The sequence below is a fragment of the Streptomyces sp. NBC_00576 genome (assembly GCF_036345175.1).
GTDB lineage: Bacteria > Actinomycetota > Actinomycetes > Streptomycetales > Streptomycetaceae > Streptomyces.
Window position 1 is genome coordinate 3,403,896 of the sequence record NZ_CP107780.1, and the last position, 16,140, is coordinate 3,420,035.

A 16,140-nucleotide genomic window follows, 5' to 3' on the forward strand; every position below is an offset into this window, starting at 1 on the left:
GTCTTCACGGTTTGAGGGTGGCCACTCCTGGTGAGGGGTGGGCGGGCACCGCGCAAGGCCCCGGTGAGTGATGCGCACGGGCACGAACGCGACGGGCGCGCCGCACACGCGCCCTGAGCCCCTGATGAGGGGTGTAAAGAACCTTCTTACCGGACGGAGGACACCGACGACGACCCCATAACGCGAAGGTCACACGTGGGCGACACGACTCATCACCACACATGCCCACATACCCGGGCATGATCGATCAAATCGAGAAGCAGCCGGCGCGGGAGTCGGGGGCATGTCGGGGCAGGAGTCGGGGCCCTGTCGAAGCAGGAGTCCTGACGCAGCCGTACGTGCGGATGCAACAGCCGCTCACCTGGCGAGATACACCGAAGATCTTCCGGCCGGAACGAATGATTCCCGTAGAAGATCCGGGAAGGTCCGGCTCTGATGCACCGACCTGACGCTCTACGGGGGTCACCCGTTATCCGATTTTGACATAGCCGGTTGCCTGAAGGACCAAGTCCGAATGGCAAGATGCCGTAATCACACAAGGTCGCGACACTCAAAGATGCGTGCACCAGTCGACCCGCCGGTACGGTCCGCCCTCTGGGTAGGCCCCGGCCCCAATGGCACACCATCCATCCGCCGGAGGAACCCACCATGACCGCAAGCTCCACCCTTCGTACGACCGCTGCGCAGAACCGGCTAGCCGCGGTCGGTGCGATCGCGGTCGCGGGCGCCCTGCTGCTCACCGGATGCGGTGACCAGACCAAGGACAAGGGCACTGGCTCGGACACCGCCTCGACGAGCTCTGCCCCGCTGGCCGCCAAGCTGCCCCAGGCGATCCGGGACAAGGGCGTCATCACGGTCGGCTCCGACATCGCGTACGCGCCGGTCGAGTTCAAGGACAGCTCCGGCAAGACGGTCGGTATCGACCCCGACCTGGCGGACGCCATGGGCAAGCAGCTCGGTGTGAAGTTCGAGTTCCAGAACGGCACCTTCGACACCCTGATCACGGGTCTGCGCTCCAAGCGGTACGACATCGCCATGTCCGCGATGACCGACACCAAGGACCGCCAGGAAGGCACCGAGAACGGCAAGAAGGTCGGCGAGGGCGTCGACTTCGTCGACTACTTCACCGCCGGTGTGTCGATCTACACCAAGAAGGGCGACGACCAGGGCATCAAGACCTGGTCCGACCTGTGCGGCAAGAAGATCGCGGTCCAGCGCGGCACGGTCTCCGAGGACCTCGCCAAGGCCGAGACGAAGAAGTGCACGGGTGGCAAGAAGATCGCCATAGAGTCGTACGACAACGACCAGCAGGCCCAGACCCGGGTGCGCGCGGGCGGCGCGAACGCCGGCTCCTCGGACTTCCCGGTCACGGCGTACGCGGTGAAGACCTCGGGCGGCGGCAACGACTTCCAGGTCGTCGGCGAGCAGGTCGAGGCGGCTCCGTACGGCATCGCGGTCGCCAAGACGAACACGCAGCTGCGGGACGCCCTGCAGGCCGCGCTCGACGCGATCATCAAGAACGGCGAGTACGGCAAGGTCATCGCCAAGTGGGGCGTCGAGGACGGCGCCGTGACCTCGGCCGCCGTCAACGGCGGCAAGTGACCCGAGGCTCACGGAAGCTACGGGCACTGAAAGGCAACACCCGTGACTGTTGACATCGACAAGACGACAGGACCGGCGGACACTCCCCCGGCCGGACCGGAGGCCATCAAGGCCATCCCGGTCCGGCACTACGGGCGGTACGTCTCGGCCGTCGTCGCGATCGCGATCTTCGTCGCGATCGTCTACGCGTTCGCCCAGGGCAACATCAACTGGGGCGCCGTACCGGACTACTTCTTCGACGACCGGATCATCACGGGCGTCTGGAAGACCCTCCTCCTGACGGTTCTCTCGATGGTGATCGGCATCGTCGGCGGCATCCTGCTCGCCGTCATGCGCCTGTCCAAGAACCCGGTGACCTCGACCATCGCCTGGTTCTACATCTGGTTCTTCCGCGGCACCCCGGTCCTGGTCCAGCTCGTCGTCTGGTTCAACCTGGGCCTGGTCTTCACGTACATCAACCTCGGTCCGATCTACAAGGACTACTGGTCCAGCTTCATGACGCCGCTGCTGACGGCGCTGCTGGGCCTGGGCCTGAACGAGGCCGCCTACATGGCGGAGATCTGCCGCGCCGGCCTCCTGTCGGTCGACGAGGGCCAGACCGAGGCCTCGCACGCCCTGGGCATGAGCCACGCCAAGACCCTGCGTCGGATCGTGATCCCGCAGGCGATGCGCGTGATCGTGCCGCCCACGGGCAACGAGGTCGTCAACATGCTGAAGACGACCTCGCTGGTCTCGGTGGTCCAGTATCCGGAGCTCTTCCGCTACGCCCAGGACATCGGCCAGGTGTCCGGTGCCCCGGTGGAGATGTACTTCCTCGCCGCGGCCTGGTACCTGATCCTCACCTCGATCCTCAGCGTCGGCCAGTACTACATCGAGCGGTACTACGCGCGCGGTTCCAGCCGTACGCTGCCGCCAACGCCGTTCCAGAAGATCAAGACCAATTTGTTCTCCCTCTCCGGCTACCGGCGGTGACCCCCATGACCTCAGTGGAGAAGACCGACGGCACCAGCGTCAACGCCATGGTCAAGTCCGAAGGCGTACACAAGTCCTTCGGCCCCGTCGAAGTCCTCAAGGGCATCGACCTGGAGGTGAAGTCGGGCGAGGTGTTCTGCCTCATCGGCCCCTCCGGCTCCGGCAAGTCGACGTTCCTCAGGTGCATCAACCACCTGGAGAAGGTCAACGCCGGGCGCCTGTACGTCGACGGGGAGCTGGTCGGCTACCGCCAGAAGGGCGACAAGCTGTACGAGCTGAAGGACAGCGAGGTCGCGCTGAAGCGGCGGGACATCGGCATGGTGTTCCAGCGCTTCAACCTGTTCCCGCACATGACGTCGCTGGAGAACGTCATGGAGGCCCCGGTCCAGGTCAAGGGCGTCACCAAGGCGCAGGCCCGCGAGCGTGCGGGCCAGCTCCTGGAGCGCGTGGGCCTGGCCGACAAGGCCGGCAACTACCCCTCGCAGCTCTCCGGCGGTCAGCAGCAGCGCGTCGCGATCGCCCGGGCCCTGGCCATGGACCCGAAGCTGATGCTGTTCGACGAGCCGACCTCGGCCCTGGACCCGGAGCTGGTCGGCGACGTCCTCGACGTCATGCGTGACCTGGCCGAGTCCGGTATGACGATGATCGTCGTCACCCACGAGATGGGCTTCGCCCGCGAGGTGGGCGACAGTCTCGTCTTCATGGACGGCGGCGTGGTCGTCGAGTCGGGCAACCCGCGCGATGTCCTGACGAACCCGCAGCACGAGCGCACGCAGTCGTTCCTGTCCAAGGTGCTCTGACGACAGCAGACTTGCGCAAGGGGCGGTACGAGATCCCTCGTACCGCCCCTTCCGTGTTGCCGGCCTACTTGAGCGCGAGCAGCAGCGTGTCCGAGGGCGAGCACCACACCGGACGGGCCTCCGCGAACCCCTTCTCGCGCAGCACGCGCGCGTGCCACTGGGCGGAGGGCATGTCGCCGTCGGCGTGCTCGCCGTAGATCTCGAAGCGGCGGGCGGTCGGTCCGGCGAGGACGGGGTCCTGGGCGGCGAGCTGCCACCATTGCGCCCAGTCGACGACACCACTCTCTTTGGCCTGATCCATACGTGTGAGGCGCAGTGCGCGCTCCGCCGCGTTGATCCGGGGCGTGCTGTCGTCGATCATGTGGTCCGCGTTCATGAACAGACCGCCGTCGCGGACGACCTCCGCGATCCGGCCATAGAGGTCCGCGAGGGGTTCGCTGTGCAGCCAGTGCAGGGCGGTGGCGGTCAGAACGGCGTCGTACGAGTCGTACGGCAGCCCGCTCGTCCACCTCGGGTCCTTGAGGTCGGCCGTGACGAAGGTGACGCGGTCGTCGCCGGCGAAGGTGCCCTCGGCGATGGCGAGGAGAGCCGGGTCGAGGTCGACGCCGGTGCTGGTGGCCTGCGGGAACCGGTCGAGCAGCCGGGCCGTGATACTTCCCGTGCCGCACGCGAGGTCGAGCACGCGCGGGGCGGGGCCGACGAGGGCCTCGACCATGTCGAGCATGATCCGGAACCGCTCCTCACGGTCCGGCATGTACCACTCCTGCTGCCGGTCCCAGCTCGCCTGCCAGGCATTCCAGTCGATTTCGGCGTTTGTACCGGTACTGGTGGTCATCGAAGCCCCTCCGTCGGCCGCTCACTTCGAACGCACGCGTAATACCCTGGAAGCAATGTCAGTCGTTACTTCCTCGCATCCACGACCATAGAACGCCCTCGTAAGGACTACAAGTGGAACTGGCCTATTACTCGGACTACGCTGTGCGCCTCGTCAACACCGAGGAACCGGCACGCGGAAAGGACTCGCTGACCTCGATCGACTCCGTCCGCGATCTCTTCGGCGTCAACCAACAGGCCGCCCGTCGCGCCACCGACGCCGACGTGACCCGGTTCCGCTCCGTACGGGCCCGTCTGCGCGCGGTCTTCGAGGCGGCGGACGCCGGCGACGAGACGCTCTCGGTGGACCTGCTGAACTCACTTCTGCTGGAGTTCCCGGTGAGCCCGCAGATCTCCGGGCACGACTTCCGGGACGACGACGGCCGCCCGCTGTGGCACATGCACCTCGCCGACCACCCGTCGAACGCGACGGCGGGCTTCGCGGCCATCGCCGCGATGGGCCTGGCCTTCCATCTCACCGAGTACGGCGTGGACCGCCTGGGCCTGTGCGAGGCGCCGCCCTGCCGCAACGCCTACCTCGACACCTCGACGAACCGCTCCCGCCGCTACTGCTCCGACCGCTGCGCGACCCGGGCCAACGTGGCCGCCTACCGCGCCCGCAAACGACTGGAGGCGGACCGGTCCGAGAAGACGAGCCTGGCGGCCGAGACCGCCCAGCGCAGCAGCGCCAGCGGCGAACGCTGACCGGGCTTGAGCGGCCGGTACCGGAACCGGACCCTGCCCAGGATCAGCTCGTGCGGCACGGTCCCGTAGTCGGTGCTGTCGCCGCCGGCGAAGGCGTTGTCCCCAAGGACCCACCAGCCGCCCTCACGGCGCTCCGCGGCCCGCTTGACGACCAGCAGGTCCTGCTGGAACGGATGGCGCAGGACCACGATGTCCCCGGCCTTGACCCGGTTCCCGTACCGCACCACGAGAAAATCGCCGTGATACAGCGTGGGCACCATCGACGGGCCGGTCACGGCGACCCATCCGAAGCGCTTCGCAACCCCTCCGCGCTCGCTCCCGTTTTCGCTCCCATGTTCGCTCTCCTGCGACAGCTCCGGCATCCCGGCACCTCCCCGGTTCCATCCTCCACCAGTCCCAGTGTCACCCCCTACTTTTGTCCTAAGCCCATGGGGGCACTCGCGAAAACCCCTCCCTCAGGGAGTAATGTCCAACCTGAGAAGACGATCACGAGGAAGGAACGCTCCATGCTTTCCCGCCTGTTTGCCCCCAAGGTCAAGGTCAGCGCTCACTGCGACCTGCCCTGCGGTGTGTACGACCCGGCCCAGGCCCGCATTGAGGCGGAGTCGGTGAAGGCCGTGCAGGACAAGATGGCAGCCAACGACGACCCGCACTTCCAGGCGCGTGCCACCGTCATCAAGGAGCAGCGCGCAGAGCTCGCCAAGCACCATGTTTCGGTGCTGTGGAGCGACTACTTCAAGCCCCCGCACTTCGAGAAGTACCCGGAGCTGCACCAGCTGGTCAACGACGCCCTGAAGGCCCTCTCGGCCGCCAAGGCGTCCACCGACCCGGCGACGGGCCAGAAGGCGCTGGACTACATCGCCCAGATCGACAAGATCTTCTGGGAGACGAAGAAGGCCTGATGCGAGGCTTCAGGGAAGGGCCGGTCGAAGTCGACCGGCCCTTTTCGCTGCCCCAGGCCGCTACGAGCCCGCTCAACGTCGGCAGACGAGAATCCCCGCCCGACAACCGACCTCGAACACCCCCTGCCGGGCGATCCGGTCGGTGACGATGGCGCGGGCCCGCTCGATCGTCGCGTCGAAGGGCACGTCGTACTGGTCCGCCCAGGCACGGTAGGACGCCAGGTACGCGACGACCGGCTCGGGGTCGTGGACCGTTACGGTGCTGGGCAGTTCGATCGTCCGCACCCGGCCGAACTCCTCCCCGAGGAAGGCCGGCGCCTTCTCCAGGGAGAAGCGGGCCCCGATCGAGAACCGGGTCGGTTCCTGTCCGGTGCCGAGCACGTCGCTCGCGGCCCGCTGCCACAGATCGTCGAGTTCGGCCTTGTCCCGCTCGCCGTTGGTCGAGGCGATCACCAGGCCGTCACGGTCGACGACACGGGCCAACTCCCGCACCGCCTGCGGGATATCGGGCACGTGGTACAGCATGTGCATCGCCAGGGCCGCGTCGACGCTCCCCGTGGCCAGCGGCAGCCGCGTGACATCCGCGACGGCGACCGGGCCGGGGACGACTGCGAGGATGCCGGGCGCGATGTCCAGGCCCAGCACGGCCAGGTCGGGCCGGTCCGCGCGCAGTCGCTGGACGTACTTGCCGTTGCCGCAGCCGACGTCGACCACGCGCCCGCTCCCCCGCACCCCGCTCAACTGCTCGGCAGCAATGCCCGGCAGGTCGTGACGGGGCGTCTGCCACTGGTAGAGCGACTGCCGGGCAGCCAGGTCACGGTCGCTGCTGTACGCACTCCCGGCGAGGCGGGTCCGGTCGGTGGCGGTCAAGCGGTCGGGCACGTCAGAGGCTCCCTGCTGTGGACGGTTCACATACCGTCGTCATCCTCCCCCGCCTCCAGCAGGTTCGCCGCCGCGCCCACGATGCGCGGGTCCGGACTGCCGACGACCTCCTCGTCCTTGCCCGTGTAGTCGAAACGGGCCAGCACACTGCGCATTGCCTCCACCCGCGCCCGCTTCTTGTCGTTGCTCTTCACCACCGTCCAGGGGGCCTGTTCGGTGTCCGTCTCGCGGAACATGGCGACCTTGGCCGCCGTGTAGTCGTCCCAGCGGTCGAGGGAGGCGAGGTCCATGGGGCTCAGCTTCCACTGTCGTACGGGGTCGACCTGACGGATCGTGAAACGGGTGCGCTGTTCGCCCTGGGAGACCGAGAACCAGAACTTGATCAGGTCGACGCCGTCGTCGACGAGCATGCGCTCGAACAGCGGGGTCTGGCGAGTGAAGCGGCGGTACTCGTCGTCCGTACAGAAGCCCATGACCCGTTCCACGCCGGCCCGGTTGTACCAGGAGCGGTCGAAGAGGACTATCTCGCCGGCGGTCGGGAGGTGTTCGACGTAGCGCTGGAAGTACCACTGGCCGCGTTCGCGCTCGGTGGGCTTCTCCAGGGCGACCACGCGGGCGCCGCGCGGGTTGAGGTGCTCCGTGAAGCGCTTGATCGTGCCGCCTTTTCCGGCCGCGTCCCGGCCCTCGAAGACGACGACCAGTCGGCGGCCGGTCTGCTTGATCCAGCTCTGCAGCTTCAGCAGTTCGATCTGCTGGAGCCGCTTGTGCAACTCGTACTCCCTGCGCTCCATGCGCTCGGGGTACGGGTAGTTCTCCCGCCAGGTCTCGACCGGACTGCCGTCCGGCCGGATGAGGACGGGCTCGTCGTAGTCGCTGTAGTCGACCTTCAGTCCGGACATCAGGGGTGTCATACCGTCGGCCTCCTTGGCATCAACATCAATGGTCAGTAGCGATCGGTAGCCATCAGCGGCAGTCAGTGGAACTGCGGCACGATCAGGTAGATGCCGTACGCGACCACCGCCGCACACGCCAGGAAGCACAGCCCCGCCTGGGCGAACCCGAGCGAGTGGGTACTCCCGTCATTCTCACGCGCGCCCTCCACCCGGGCGAGTCCGAGGACGCCGAGGGCGAAGACGACGACCACGGCGACGGTGACCCCGAGGCTCACCGCGGCGACCTGGCCCAGTGCGGTCCAGTCCAGCTTCATGTGGGTTCTCCCTCGCTCACGCGGCCGTACCGACGCTCGTCGGCGCCGTCGACCTGATGCTGACCTCGTGGGTGTCGTTGACGTTGTGCGCGTCCACCGGGTTGCGGCGCGCGGCGAGGACGATGCCCGCCGCGACCGCCACGGCGACCAGCGCGACGACCACGGTGCCGAAGTCGCCGCCGTACCTGACCGCGCCCGCGGAGACCCCGCCGACCAGTGCCGCGGCGGGCAGGGTGATCAGCCACGCCATGACCATGCGGCCCGCGACACCCCAGCGCACCTCCGCCAGCCGCCTGCCCAGACCCGCGCCCAGGATGCTGCCCGAGGCCACCTGGGTGGTGGACAGGGCGAAGCCGAGGTGGGCGGAGGTGAGGATGACGGCCGTGGACGCCGTCTCGGCGGCGAAGCCCTGCGGCGACTGGATCTCGGTCAGGCCCTTGCCCATGGTCCGGATGATCCGCCAGCCGCCCAGATAGGTGCCCAGGCCGATGGCGAGCCCCGCCGAGGCGATCACCCACACCGGCGGGCCGGCGTCATGGCCGAGCGCGCCCGCGGAGATCAGGGTCAGGGTGATGATGCCCATGGTCTTCTGCGCGTCGTTCGTACCGTGCGCGAGGGAGACCAGGGAGGCGGAGGCGATCTGACCGGCCCGGAATCCCTTGGTCACCGAGTCCTTGCGGGCGCGGGCCGTGAGCCTGTAGGCGAGGTACGTGGCGATCAGGGCCGCGATTCCGGCCACCAGCGGCGAGGCCAGCGCCGGGATCAGCACCTTCTCGACGACCTTGGTGAAGTGCACACCGTCGGCGCCGGCGCCCACCCACACCGCGCCGATCAGCCCGCCGAACAGGGCGTGCGAGGAACTCGACGGCAGGCCCACCAGCCAGGTCATCAGGTTCCACAGAATCGCCCCGACCAGCCCCGCGAAGATCATCCCCGGGGTGACGAGCGTGTCGTCGACAATGCCGCCGGAGATCGTCTTCGCGACCTCGGTGGACAGGAACGCGCCGACGATGTTGAGGACGCCCGCGATCAGGACCGCTGTTCTCGGTTTCAGGGCGCCGGTGGCGATGGAGGTGGCCATCGCGTTGGCCGTGTCGTGGAAGCCGTTGGTGAAGTCGAAGGCCAGGGCCGTCACGATGACGACCGCCACCAGGAACGTGATGTGGTCCATGTGTTCGATGGAAGCAAGCGCAGGCGTACTCGCGGCGAACTGCGGGCAAAGCCTGTTCCTGGAAAAAACGCAGGTGACGTGGACGATCGCCACCCTACGATCATCCCATGAGCACTGGCACTGGCACTGGCACTGGCACTGGCAACGGCAACGGCATCCGCTGGACCTACGCCTTCATCGACCGGCCCGCCGGACGCCTCCGCCCCGCACAGGCCTTCTGGGCCGCCGTCACGGCCACCCGGATGTCCGAAACCCGGGGTGAGCAGGGCGAGTTCGCGACCCTGTTGCCGGGCGAGGGCGACGCCTGCGTCAAGGTCCAGGGGGTGGACGCCGGGGACGGCGGTGCCCATCTCGACTTCGCCGTCGAGGATGTCGACGCGTTCGTCGGATCGGCGTCGGCGCTCGGAGCGACGGTCGTCGCCACGCACGCCGGGTGGGCCGTGCTGCGGTCCCCCGCTGGGCAGTTGTTCTGCGCCGTGCCCTGGCACGGGGAGACGGTACGGCCCGTCGTGGTGGACGGCAGCCGCCTGGACCAGGTGGCCATCGACATCCCGCCGACCGCGTACGCCACGGAAGTCGCCTTCTGGGAGCGCCTCACCGCCTGGGAATCCCTCACCGGCTCACTCCCGGAGTTCCACGTCCTGCGGCCCCCGGCCAACCTCCCGATCCGCATCCTCCTCCAGCGCCTCGGCGCCGAACGGCCCACCGCCTCCGCCCACATCGACCTGGCCTGCGCCGACATCGGGGCGACCCGCGCCCGCCACGAGCGACTGGGTGCCACGGTCGTCGCCCACGGCACCCACTGGACGGTCATGCGCGACCCGGCTGGCGCCACGTACTGCCTCACCGGCCGCGACCCCGAGACGGGCGGGCTGCCGAAGCCGACGACAGCGGACAGGCTCGCCTAGCGAAGGGGCGCAGACGCACAAACCACGATCACCCCGGACGTCTCCTCCGGCGTCGGGGAAGCCCCCGGTGTCGCCGAGCACAGATCCTCCAGGTCCTGCCGAAGCAGCGGTGCCGGATCGTCTTTGCCCGTCCCGTACCGGCCGTACGTCTGCGGCGGCTCCGCCGAGTCCCGCAGCCACACCGTGAGCCCACCGCCGACTGCCACCGCGACCACCCACACAAGCACAGCCCGCCGCCACGCCCTGCGGCTCACCCCCACGCCTCGACGTCCACCACGGCGGCCACCGGGATCGGCCCGTACACGTGCGGGAACTCCTCGCCACCCGGCTTCGGGGCCTCGTACTTCAGGGGTACGTCGAGCCGGGCGGGGTCCACGACCAGCACCACCAGGTCGTCGGGACCGTCGTAGGAGCCGTACAGGAAGGCCGCCACGGCGGGGAGTTGGGCCCGGGTCGAGCAGTGGATGAAACCCTCCTCCTGGAGGGTGCGGCCACGCGTCGACATCTCGTACGTGCCTCGCTCGCGGGCCGCGTCCCAGAGGGCGCGTTCGGTGATGTGGAGTATGTGCGGGAGTTCAGGCATGAACCCAAAATAGCGCCGGGGGTACGAGCGCTCACACGTCCCCGGCACCGTCCATGACGGGCCGGATCTCCACGGGGTGGGCCGGCGCACCCTCCGGGACCGGGCAGCGGGTGACGCGCGCGGCGATCTCGGTGACCCGCTCCAGGCTCTCGCACTCCAGCAGCCAGTAGCCAGCCGTCAGCTCCTCTGTGTCGCTGTAGGGAGCGTCGGTGATCACCGTGCCGCCGTCCTCGCCGACGGTGACGTGTCGGATCCGCACGGGTTCGGCCAGGCCGTTCCCGTCGAGGAACTCGCCGGTCTCGGCGAGGTCGGCGTTGATCGCACCCATGTACGTGTACATGGCCTGCACGTCGTCCTCGGTCCAGGCGGGGACGCCCTCAATCGCCCTGCCGCTCTGGGCCTCGTAGTCCGCCTGCGTCCCGCGGACCGTCACCAGGTACTTCATGACCGCTCCTTCGGCTCGGGCCGCGGCGATCGGGCGGCTCTGCCGGAGCCGTCCTCCGCCTCGGCAGCCGGATCGACGTACGCCTCGCACTCGGCGTTGCGGCACGGCCCGGCGACCCACTTCGGCACCCATGCGCCCAGGGTCTTGTACCGCCGCACCACCGTGGTCACATGCTGTCCGCAGTCGGGACAGTTGTGCTCATCTCGGCCCATGCTTCCAGGGTATTGCGGGAGCGGCGGGGGCGCTCCCCGCCGGTTCGGCGCATTCCGCCGGTTCAGCGTTTTCTGCCGGTTCAGCGTTTTCTGCTGTACGTCCGCACGAGCACCCCGTTCTTGAACGGGCGCACCTCGTCGAGAGCGAACTCCGAGACGTCGAAGCCGGCCCCGAACATCGGCATGCCGGCGCCGAGGACGATCGGGTACGTCTTGATGACGAGCTCGTCGATCTCGTCGATCAGTTCACCTGCGATCCACGATCCACCGCACAGGTAGATGCCCAACCCGCCGTTCTCCGCCTTGAGTTCGCGGACCCTGGCGACCGGGTCGGCGGCGATGATCTCGACGTGCGGGTCGGGTGACTCCCCCAGGGTGCGCGAGGCGACGTACTCGCGCAGGTGGGCGTACGGGCTGGTGACGCCCTCCTTCAGGGCCACCTCGTAGCTGGCCCGGCCCTGGACGACCGTGTCGAAACGGCGGTTGGGCAGGTCGTCGAGGCCGAGGGCGCGGCGGCCTCCGGTCGAGATGGTCTCGGGGTACTCGGTCTTCAGGAACTCCAGGAACGCCTCGTCGACGAACGGGTACATGAAGGCGGCGTCGCCGCTCTCGTCCCCGATGAAGCCGTCGATCGAGCAGGCGATGAAGTAGGTGAGCTTTCGCAAGCTGTTCTCTTTCCGCAGGGTGTCGTGTGACGCTTGGACCACTTCATTTATAGTGCTTCACTTGTAGTGGTTACAAGCGGTTTATCGAACAGTTCGGAAACCGGGAAGGAGGTTCGGGTGGTCAGGAATCCGGAGCGCAGGGCGGGTCTCGTCGACGCCGGGGTCGAGGTGCTGGCGCGTGAGGGGGCGCGCGGGCTGACCTTCCGGGCGGTGGACGCGGAGGCCGGCGTACCTGTGGGTACCGTCTCGAACTACTTCACCGGGCGCGACGACCTGCTGCGGCAGATCGACGCCCGGCTGCACGAGCGGCTCGCGCCCGACCCCGAGGTGCTGGCCGGGCTGCTGGAACTGCCCAGGGACCGTTCACTCGTCGTGGCCTTCATGCACGACCTGATGGGCCGGGCCGCCCGCGACCGCACGGGGTACCTCGCCCTCCTGGAGATGCGCCTCGAAGCCACCCGGCGCCCCGAACTGCGCGCCTCGTACACCAGATCGGTCCGCGGTGGCCTGGAAGAAGGCATGGAGTTCCATCGCGCGGCCGGGCTGCCCGGCGGCGACGAGACCGTCATGGTGCTCTATCTCGCGATGCTCGGGCTGCTCCTGGAACACCTGACACTGCCGGGCGTACTGGACGGCGTGCTGCCGGGGGTCACCGTCCCCGAGGGGCTGGTGGAACGGATCGTGGCGACGGTCGTACCGCAGACGGACGCATCGGGGACAGTGAGCGGGGATCAGGCCTGAGGCTCGCGCCACATGGGCCACATCTGGGGGCCGTCCGGGAGGTCGAGGGGACGGCCGAGGAGGTCGAAACCGAGCCGCTCGTACAGCTTGAGGCTGCGCGCGCAGCTCGCCTCCAGATAGGCGGCCACTCCCTCGCGGTCGCAGCGGTCGAGGACGTGCTGAACGAGAGCTGTGCCCAGGCCCCGGCCCTGGTTGTCCGGTGCGACGGCGATCATCCACAGGTACTCGTGGGCGCGCCCGGAGGGGTGTATCCCGGCCGTGAGTTGCCCGATCAGTTCGACGCGCTCGTTGTCGGGATCGACTGCCTCGCGCAACTGGGCGGCATCGTCGCCCTGTTCCGCGTTCTCCGGGTGGGCGTCGGCGGGGACGGACAGCCACAGGGCGCATGCCGTGCCGTCCTCGGTGAGGTCGACGCGCCCCTCGGCGAGCACGATGTCGAGGAAGGCGGCCATCAGTTTGGGATGCGTCGCGCGGCGGTGCGCGGGGTCCGGGAAGACCCAGCCGCTCACCGGATCGTCCTGGAACGCCCGGTCCAGCAACCGGACGACCAGTTCCCGGTCACCCTCGCCCGCCGTACGTATCGCCACGCCCATGCCGCGCCCCTTTTGTCTCAACCGCCGCTGATCGTTCGGCGGTTGAGCCTAACGGGTGTGCGAGATGTGACGGGTCCCGCACACCGTGGGGATGTGCGGGACCCGTCGACCGGAGCGCCGCCGCGGGGCGTACGGAGTCAGGGCCGTACGCCCCGCCACGGGTGGCTCCGGGGCTCAGGTGGTGCGGCGGGTCACGAACTCGGCCAGCGACAGGAGGCCGCCCGCCGCCTCCGGGTCGGGGACCGCGCGGGACAGTTCGTGTATCGCGCGGGCCATCCGGTCGGCCGCCTGGAGCTGCGCCCAGTCCCTGCCACCCGCCCGCTCGACAGCGAGCACCGTCCGCTCCAGCGCCCCTTCCTGCCCCTCGTCGTACGGAACTCCGTACAACTCGGCCAGTTCTGCGGCCGCCGGAGTGCCGGAGGCCAGTGCGGCGACCACGGGCAGGGACTTCTTACGGGCGACCAGATCCGCCCCGGCCGGTTTGCCGGTGCGGCTCGGGTCCCCCCATATCCCGATCACGTCGTCGATGAGCTGAAAGGCGAGCCCGGCCTCCCGGCCGAACGCGTCCATCGCCTCGACGTCCGCGGCCGATCCACCCGCGTACAGCGCCCCGAGGGCACAGGCGCAACCGAGCAGCGCGCCCGTCTTCGCCTCGGCCATGGCGAGGCACTCGTCGAGGGTGACCTCGTCGGTGCCCCGTTTCTCCATGGCCGTGTCCGCGTGCTGCCCCTCGCACAGCTCGACGACGCAGGAGGCGAGCCGGGCCGCTGCGGTGGCGGACGCCGGGTGCGGGTCCTCGGCGAGCAGCCGCAGCGCCAGGGCCTGCAAAGCGTCCCCCGCGAGGATCGCGTCGGCGTCGCCGAACACGGTCCACGCGGTGGGCCGGTGTCTGCGGGTGGTGTCCCGGTCCATGACGTCGTCGTGCAGCAGGGTGAAGTTGTGGACCAGTTCCACCGCGGCGGCCGCCCGTACGGCGGCCTCCCGCCTGCCGCCGAGTGCCGCGGCCGCGGTCAGCACCAGCGCGGGGCGGATCGCCTTGCCCGCGTTGCCCGCCGCCGGGCTGCCGTCGGCGTGCTCCCACCCGAAGTGGTAGAGCGCGACGCGGCGCATGGCCCCGGGCAGGGACTCGATCGCCCCACGCAACTCGGGATCGACCACTGTCCGGGCCTGCTCCAGGATGAGGGCGGCGTCCTGCCCGTCCGACCCGCCGGACGCCACCCGCTCCTCCCCCTTCCCCCGTACATGTACGGGGGAAGGGGCCTGGCCTGCGCGCCTTGTACCCACGGTCGGCCACTCCCCTGCCACAGACTCCGGGGATCTCTCCGAAGGGCTCTGAGCCGGACTGCCGATGGGGTTCCGCCTCTCCGGATCCAGAGTCTCGATGGTCTCGGCCGGGCCGTGGGCCCGGGTCATCGCCAGCGACCGATCTCGACGTTCTCCAGCACGCCGAGGGCGTCCGGCACCAGGACGGCCGCCGAGTAGTAGGCCGTCACCAGGTAGTTGATGACCGCCTGTTCGTTGATGCCCATGAACCGCACGGACAGGCTGGGCTCGATCTCGTCCGGGATACCGGCCTGCTGGAGCCCGATGACCCCTTGCTCGGCCTCGCCGGTACGCATGGCGATGATCGAGGTCGTACGGGCCTCGGTGACCGGGATCTTGTTGCACGGGAAGATCGGGACACCGCGCCAGGTGGGGATGCGGTTGCCGCTCATGTCGATCGTCTCGGGGACGAGCCCGCGCTTGTTCAGCTCACGGCCGATCGCGGAGATCGCGCGCGGATGGGCGAGCAGGAACTTGGTCCCGCGCCGCCTGCTGAGCAGTTCGTCCAGGTCGTCGGGGCTGGGTACGCCGTCGTGCGGCTGGAGCCGCTGGTCGTACTCGCAGTTGCTGAGCAGCCCGAACTCCCGGTTGTTGATGAGTTCGTGCTCCTGGCGCTCCTTCAGTGCCTCGACCGTGAGACGGAGCTGCTGCTCGGTCTGGTTCATCGGCTGGTTGTAGAGGTCGGCCACGCGGGAGTGGATGCGCAGCACGGTCTGGGCGATGCTCAGTTCGTACTCACGGGGCCTGGCCTCGTAGTCGACGAACGTGCGCGGGATGTCGGGCTCGCCGCTGTGGCCGGCCGCGAGGTCGATCTCCTTCTCGCCGTACCTGTTGGCGTGCTGCTCCGGGATCGCGCTCAGCGCCTGGAGGTGCTCGCGCAGCGAGTCGGCACGCTCGGCGACCTGCTCGAAGTGCGAACGGGAGAGGGTCAGCACGGTGCACGCGGTGACCGCGCGGGCCGTGTACTCCCACAGGGCATCGGGGTCGAGCAGCGCCTGATCGCCGAAGTACGCACCGTCGGCCAGCATGCCGAGTTCGGCGTCGTCCCCGTACGGACCCGTGCCGATCTTCTCGACCTTGCCGTGGGCGAGCAGGAACACCTCGTCGTTCGTGCTGCCGAACGAGGCGATCTCCGAGCCGGGTGCGAACTCCCGCTGCTGGCAGCGCCGGGCGAGCTCGGCGAACACCTCCTCGTCCTCGTAGGACCGCAGCGCCGGCAACTCGGACAGCTCAGCGGGGACCACTTCCACACGGTCGCCGGTCTTCACGAACGTCAGACGGCCGTCTCCCACGGAATAGGTGAGCCGCCGGTTCACACGGTATGCACCACCCTGCACGTTCACCCAGGGGAGCATCCGCAGCAGCCAGCGCGAGCTGATCTCCTGCATCTGGGGTACGGACTTGGTGGTGGTGGCCAGGTTCCGCGCGGCCGACGTGCCAAGACTCTGCTGCGGCTTGTCCTGCTCAGTGCGGATCTCTTCGCCTACCGACATAAAGAACTGCCTCCCATAAACACGTAACGCGTCGATGCGTTGATTCCCATCGGGTCCGCCCGC

The 16,140-nt window shown here is 68.7% G+C and carries 20 protein-coding genes; 7 read left to right on the plus strand and 13 right to left on the minus strand.

Annotated features, from left to right (window positions below; translation table 11 throughout):
* The first annotated feature begins 648 nt into the window (after nucleotides 1-648).
* Genes OG734_RS14110 through OG734_RS14120 form a run of 3 tightly spaced genes read left to right on the plus strand, consistent with a single transcriptional unit; the run spans nucleotide 649 to nucleotide 3,374 of the window.
* A complete protein-coding gene (locus tag OG734_RS14110) occupies nucleotides 649-1,602 on the plus strand; it encodes an ABC transporter substrate-binding protein (RefSeq protein ID WP_330287843.1) in 954 nt (317 codons plus the stop codon).
* 42 nt (nucleotides 1,603-1,644) lie between these two features.
* The gene (locus tag OG734_RS14115; RefSeq protein WP_330287844.1) at nucleotides 1,645-2,574 is read left to right on the plus strand and encodes an amino acid ABC transporter permease; all 930 of its coding nucleotides are present in this window, start codon (nucleotides 1,645-1,647) and stop codon (nucleotides 2,572-2,574) included.
* A 5-nt stretch (nucleotides 2,575-2,579) separates the two neighbouring features.
* Complete coding sequence (locus OG734_RS14120; protein ID WP_330287845.1) at nucleotides 2,580-3,374, plus strand: amino acid ABC transporter ATP-binding protein; 795 nt, start codon at nucleotides 2,580-2,582, stop codon at nucleotides 3,372-3,374.
* 64 nt (nucleotides 3,375-3,438) lie between these two features.
* Here the strand turns inward: OG734_RS14120 and OG734_RS14125 are convergent, their stop codons facing one another.
* Entirely contained in the window at nucleotides 3,439-4,209 is a 771-nt protein-coding gene (locus OG734_RS14125; RefSeq protein WP_330287846.1) for a class I SAM-dependent methyltransferase, read from the minus strand.
* A 113-nt stretch (nucleotides 4,210-4,322) separates the two neighbouring features.
* On the opposite strand from OG734_RS14125, the gene OG734_RS14130 reads away from it, so the two are divergent.
* Entirely contained in the window at nucleotides 4,323-4,952 is a 630-nt protein-coding gene (locus OG734_RS14130) for a CGNR zinc finger domain-containing protein (RefSeq protein ID WP_330287847.1), read from the plus strand.
* On the opposite strand, the gene sodX is transcribed toward OG734_RS14130, so the two are convergent.
* A complete protein-coding gene (gene sodX, locus OG734_RS14135; protein ID WP_330287848.1) occupies nucleotides 4,856-5,314 on the minus strand; it encodes a nickel-type superoxide dismutase maturation protease in 459 nt (152 codons plus the stop codon). The genes OG734_RS14130 and sodX overlap by 97 nt on opposite strands.
* Nucleotides 5,315-5,458: 144 nt before the next feature.
* Between sodX and sodN the strand changes: the two genes are divergently transcribed.
* The gene (gene sodN, locus OG734_RS14140) at nucleotides 5,459-5,854 is read left to right on the plus strand and encodes a superoxide dismutase, Ni (protein ID WP_005480378.1); all 396 of its coding nucleotides are present in this window, start codon (nucleotides 5,459-5,461) and stop codon (nucleotides 5,852-5,854) included.
* A gap of 72 nt (nucleotides 5,855-5,926) precedes the next feature.
* Here sodN and OG734_RS14145 read toward each other — a convergent pair whose 3' ends face one another.
* The 4 genes from OG734_RS14145 to OG734_RS14160 all read right to left on the minus strand — a co-directional run bounded on the left by OG734_RS14145 (nucleotide 5,927) and on the right by OG734_RS14160 (nucleotide 9,114).
* Complete coding sequence (locus OG734_RS14145; protein WP_330287849.1) at nucleotides 5,927-6,736, minus strand: class I SAM-dependent methyltransferase; 810 nt, start codon at nucleotides 6,734-6,736, stop codon at nucleotides 5,927-5,929.
* A 26-nt stretch (nucleotides 6,737-6,762) separates the two neighbouring features.
* Complete coding sequence (gene ppk2, locus OG734_RS14150; RefSeq protein WP_330287850.1) at nucleotides 6,763-7,647, minus strand: polyphosphate kinase 2; 885 nt, start codon at nucleotides 7,645-7,647, stop codon at nucleotides 6,763-6,765.
* Nucleotides 7,648-7,709: 62 nt separating this feature from the next.
* On the minus strand, nucleotides 7,710-7,943 hold the full coding sequence (locus tag OG734_RS14155; RefSeq protein WP_330287851.1) for a hypothetical protein: 234 nt from the start codon (nucleotides 7,941-7,943) through the stop codon (nucleotides 7,710-7,712).
* A 16-nt stretch (nucleotides 7,944-7,959) separates the two neighbouring features.
* Complete coding sequence (locus OG734_RS14160) at nucleotides 7,960-9,114, minus strand: inorganic phosphate transporter (RefSeq protein WP_330287852.1); 1,155 nt, start codon at nucleotides 9,112-9,114, stop codon at nucleotides 7,960-7,962.
* Nucleotides 9,115-9,221: 107 nt separating this feature from the next.
* Here OG734_RS14160 and OG734_RS14165 point away from each other — a divergent pair, with 107 nt between their 5' ends.
* Nucleotides 9,222-10,022, plus strand: a complete 801-nt coding sequence (locus OG734_RS14165; RefSeq protein WP_330287853.1) for a VOC family protein — start codon at nucleotides 9,222-9,224, stop codon at nucleotides 10,020-10,022.
* Nucleotides 10,023-10,272: 250 nt separating this feature from the next.
* On the opposite strand, the gene OG734_RS14170 is transcribed toward OG734_RS14165, so the two are convergent.
* The 4 genes from OG734_RS14170 to OG734_RS14185 all read right to left on the minus strand — a co-directional run bounded on the left by OG734_RS14170 (nucleotide 10,273) and on the right by OG734_RS14185 (nucleotide 11,927).
* Complete coding sequence (locus OG734_RS14170) at nucleotides 10,273-10,605, minus strand: DUF952 domain-containing protein (RefSeq protein ID WP_330287854.1); 333 nt, start codon at nucleotides 10,603-10,605, stop codon at nucleotides 10,273-10,275.
* A 31-nt stretch (nucleotides 10,606-10,636) separates the two neighbouring features.
* Nucleotides 10,637-11,050 (minus strand): YciI family protein, encoded by a 414-nt coding sequence (locus OG734_RS14175; RefSeq protein WP_330287855.1) that lies wholly within the window; start codon nucleotides 11,048-11,050, stop codon nucleotides 10,637-10,639.
* A complete protein-coding gene (locus OG734_RS14180; RefSeq protein WP_330287856.1) occupies nucleotides 11,047-11,262 on the minus strand; it encodes a hypothetical protein in 216 nt (71 codons plus the stop codon). Before OG734_RS14180 ends, OG734_RS14175 begins: the two co-directional genes overlap by 4 nt.
* A gap of 80 nt (nucleotides 11,263-11,342) precedes the next feature.
* Nucleotides 11,343-11,927, minus strand: a complete 585-nt coding sequence (locus tag OG734_RS14185) for a dihydrofolate reductase family protein (protein WP_330287857.1) — start codon at nucleotides 11,925-11,927, stop codon at nucleotides 11,343-11,345.
* 117 nt (nucleotides 11,928-12,044) lie between these two features.
* Here OG734_RS14185 and OG734_RS14190 point away from each other — a divergent pair, with 117 nt between their 5' ends.
* Nucleotides 12,045-12,668, plus strand: coding sequence for a TetR/AcrR family transcriptional regulator (locus OG734_RS14190; protein WP_330287858.1), 624 nt, complete (start codon nucleotides 12,045-12,047; stop codon nucleotides 12,666-12,668).
* Here the strand turns inward: OG734_RS14190 and OG734_RS14195 are convergent.
* The 3 genes from OG734_RS14195 to OG734_RS14205 all read right to left on the minus strand — a co-directional run bounded on the left by OG734_RS14195 (nucleotide 12,659) and on the right by OG734_RS14205 (nucleotide 16,077).
* Nucleotides 12,659-13,261 carry a GNAT family N-acetyltransferase gene (locus OG734_RS14195; protein ID WP_330287859.1) on the minus strand — a complete coding sequence of 201 codons (603 nt, stop codon included), beginning with the start codon at nucleotides 13,259-13,261 and terminating at the stop codon, nucleotides 12,659-12,661. The two genes, OG734_RS14190 and OG734_RS14195, sit on opposite strands and share 10 nt — an antisense overlap.
* A 174-nt stretch (nucleotides 13,262-13,435) precedes the next feature.
* Nucleotides 13,436-14,545 carry a family 2 encapsulin nanocompartment cargo protein polyprenyl transferase gene (locus OG734_RS14200; RefSeq protein ID WP_443064858.1) on the minus strand — a complete coding sequence of 370 codons (1,110 nt, stop codon included), beginning with the start codon at nucleotides 14,543-14,545 and terminating at the stop codon, nucleotides 13,436-13,438.
* A gap of 125 nt (nucleotides 14,546-14,670) precedes the next feature.
* Entirely contained in the window at nucleotides 14,671-16,077 is a 1,407-nt protein-coding gene (locus tag OG734_RS14205) for a family 2B encapsulin nanocompartment shell protein (protein ID WP_330287861.1), read from the minus strand.
* Between the last annotated feature and the right edge of the window lie 63 nt (nucleotides 16,078-16,140).

Bases quoted from the DNA above. Each gene is read 5' to 3' on its own strand.
- OG734_RS14110 (WP_330287843.1), top strand. From the start codon at position 649: ATGACCGCAAGCTCCACCCTTCGTACGACCGCTGCGCAGAACCGGCTA.
- OG734_RS14120 (WP_330287845.1), top strand. From the start codon at position 2,580: ATGACCTCAGTGGAGAAGACCGACGGCACCAGCGTCAACGCCATGGTC.
- OG734_RS14125 (WP_330287846.1), bottom strand. From the start codon at position 4,209: ATGACCACCAGTACCGGTACAAACGCCGAAATCGACTGGAATGCCTGG.
- sodX (WP_330287848.1), bottom strand. From the start codon at position 5,314: ATGCCGGAGCTGTCGCAGGAGAGCGAACATGGGAGCGAAAACGGGAGC.
- sodN (WP_005480378.1), top strand. From the start codon at position 5,459: ATGCTTTCCCGCCTGTTTGCCCCCAAGGTCAAGGTCAGCGCTCACTGC.
- ppk2 (WP_330287850.1), bottom strand. From the start codon at position 7,647: ATGACACCCCTGATGTCCGGACTGAAGGTCGACTACAGCGACTACGAC.
- OG734_RS14155 (WP_330287851.1), bottom strand. From the start codon at position 7,943: ATGAAGCTGGACTGGACCGCACTGGGCCAGGTCGCCGCGGTGAGCCTC.
- OG734_RS14160 (WP_330287852.1), bottom strand. From the start codon at position 9,114: ATGGACCACATCACGTTCCTGGTGGCGGTCGTCATCGTGACGGCCCTG.
- OG734_RS14165 (WP_330287853.1), top strand. From the start codon at position 9,222: ATGAGCACTGGCACTGGCACTGGCACTGGCACTGGCAACGGCAACGGC.
- OG734_RS14170 (WP_330287854.1), bottom strand. From the start codon at position 10,605: ATGCCTGAACTCCCGCACATACTCCACATCACCGAACGCGCCCTCTGG.
- OG734_RS14175 (WP_330287855.1), bottom strand. From the start codon at position 11,050: ATGAAGTACCTGGTGACGGTCCGCGGGACGCAGGCGGACTACGAGGCC.
- OG734_RS14180 (WP_330287856.1), bottom strand. From the start codon at position 11,262: ATGGGCCGAGATGAGCACAACTGTCCCGACTGCGGACAGCATGTGACC.
- OG734_RS14195 (WP_330287859.1), bottom strand. From the start codon at position 13,261: ATGGGCGTGGCGATACGTACGGCGGGCGAGGGTGACCGGGAACTGGTC.
- OG734_RS14205 (WP_330287861.1), bottom strand. From the start codon at position 16,077: ATGTCGGTAGGCGAAGAGATCCGCACTGAGCAGGACAAGCCGCAGCAG.